This is a genomic window from Plectonema radiosum NIES-515, from assembly GCF_025753815.1.
GTDB classification, from domain to species: Bacteria; Cyanobacteriota; Cyanobacteriia; order Cyanobacteriales; family Nostocaceae; genus Hassallia; species Hassallia radiosum_A.
In genome coordinates, this window is sequence record NZ_JAOWRF010000313.1 from 1 (window position 1) to 2045 (window position 2045).

The 2045-nt window shown below is 45.0% G+C and carries 3 protein-coding genes; 2 read left to right on the forward strand and 1 reads right to left on the reverse strand.

All coding sequences use genetic code 11. The features are described from left to right. Both rsmB and OGM63_RS21820 read left to right on the forward strand, forming a co-directional pair. The coding region (gene rsmB, locus OGM63_RS21815; RefSeq protein ID WP_263747758.1) for a 16S rRNA (cytosine(967)-C(5))-methyltransferase RsmB at positions 1-874 on the forward strand (874 nt) is incomplete at its 5' end. A gap of 189 nt (positions 875-1063) precedes the next feature. Next, entirely contained in the window at positions 1064-1486 is a 423-nt protein-coding gene (locus OGM63_RS21820; RefSeq protein WP_263747759.1) for a tellurite resistance TerB family protein, read from the forward strand. A gap of 65 nt (positions 1487-1551) precedes the next feature. On the opposite strand, the gene psb35 is transcribed toward OGM63_RS21820, so the two are convergent. After that, on the reverse strand, positions 1552-1767 hold the full coding sequence (gene psb35 / locus OGM63_RS21825) for a photosystem II assembly protein Psb35 (RefSeq protein ID WP_263747760.1): 216 nt from the start codon (positions 1765-1767) through the stop codon (positions 1552-1554). Positions 1768-2045: the final 278 nt, after the last annotated feature.

Below are 2045 nucleotides of genomic sequence, written 5' to 3' on the forward strand. Positions count from 1 at the left end.
AGTGTGGTTGAAACAGTTTGGTTTCGCACAAACAGAAAAATTATGCGAGTGGATGAACCAAACCCCAGTTATTGACTTGCGGGTAAATCTTCTTCGCACTTCGGTTGAGGAAGTTGAAACGGCTTTGCAATTGAAGGGTGTTTTAGTTAAGCGCGTTCCTCACTTACCCCAAGCTTTGCGATTGGTTGGTAGTAGTGGTGCAATTCCAAATTTACCTGGTTTTCGCGAGGGTTGGTGGACTGTGCAAGATAGTAGCGCTCAGTTGGTAAGTCATTTGCTCGACCCGCAACCTGGTGAGGTAATAATTGATGTTTGTGCGGCACCGGGAGGCAAAACAACGCACATTGCCGAATTGATGGGGGATAAAGGGACAATTTGGGCAGGCGATCGCACTTCCTCACGTCTTCGCAAACTCAAGGAAAATGCTCAACGCCTAAATTTGCACTCTATTCAAAGTTATACTGGCGATAGCCGCAATCAACCCCAATTTCAAAACATCGGCGATCGCGTCTTAATTGATGCACCATGCTCTGGTTTAGGAACTCTGCACCGCCATGCTGATGCTCGTTGGCGACAAACACCACAGTCTGTCCAAGAACTCTCGACACTGCAAAAACAATTACTAGCGCATACATCAACATTTGTCAAGACTAATGGCATATTAGTTTACGCAACATGCACATTGCATCCAGCAGAAAATGAAGATGTCATTGAGTCCTTTTTAACGTCGCACCCAAACTGGCAAATAGAGCCTCCTGACGTAGATTCACCAGCTTTCGGGTATTCTACACCACAAGGCTGGATTAAAGTATTGCCTCAGAAAGAAGAAATGGATGGCTTTTTCATGGTGCGCTTAAGAAAAACCAACGATTAAAGGTGAATGCTGTTTGTGATTTTAATATTAGTCAAGGGCTAAAGGACAAGAGTTAGGAGTTAGGAGTTAAAAGTTAGGAGTTAAAAGTTAGGAGTTAAGAGTCAAGAGGTCTAGTCAACAGTCAAGGGTCAAAAACCTTTGAAAAACTGAAAAATCAAATTACAAAATTAAATTACAAAGGACAAAGCAATGGCTGCTAATTCCAATGTGAAAAACTTGGTTAAAATCCTGATTGGAGCGGCTTGGATTGATGGTAAAATTCAAGCAGAAGAACGGCAATATCTGCGCGAAATCGCTCAAGCAAAAGGTTTAGCAAGCGATCCAGATATTAAGCCTTGGTTGTACGAACTGGTTCCCGTGCAGCCAGACGAGTGCTATAAATGGGTGAAAGATTATTTAGGCGATCGCCCCACCAACGAAGATTATGAAAATTTGATTGAAGCCATCAGTGGCTTAATCTACAGCGATGGTGAAGTAGCGATCGAAGAAGCAAGACTACTAACGAAGTTACAAGAATTATCCACGGCAAACGACTCGACTCAACCCGGTCATAATGCCATTCTCAAACAAATTCAGAAACTGTATAGACGTTGGGTTGAGGTTCAAAACTAAAAGAGTTATGAGTTATGAGTTATGAGTTTTTAATTCCTAACTCCTAACTCCTAACTCCTAACTTTTTATGACTTCGGTTCACCCACACCCGAAGTTTCTTCTTTTTTGAGTTCAGGTACAATGTCAGGACGCTCTTTGCTTTCCCAACCGGGGGGACGCTTGGAGTTGTACCAAGCGATCGAACCAATCGTCACAGCAGCAATAAAACCAACCACATATACCAAAGCGGCAGCTACGGGAAAATGGGGACCGTTTGCAGCGGCATCGGCTGCTGTTTGCATTAATAAATGCACGAGTATTTTCTCCTATTATCGGCAACACTACTTAAGACCCTATAAAAAGAGCGTATCACACGCATCCCCCGTAGGGGAGAGGGGGAGAGTTCTTGAGATGGGGGGATGGAGGATGGGGAGAGTTCTTGGGATGGTGAGTCCAGCGCCGTGCGGGGGATAAGCGCGTTGAGGCTACTGGCTCTCCCGTTGGGGGAGAAAGAAGAATTATTCTCCTTGTCCCCCTCGATCGCGCAGTCCCCCTTGTCCCCCCTGTCCCCCCTGTCCCC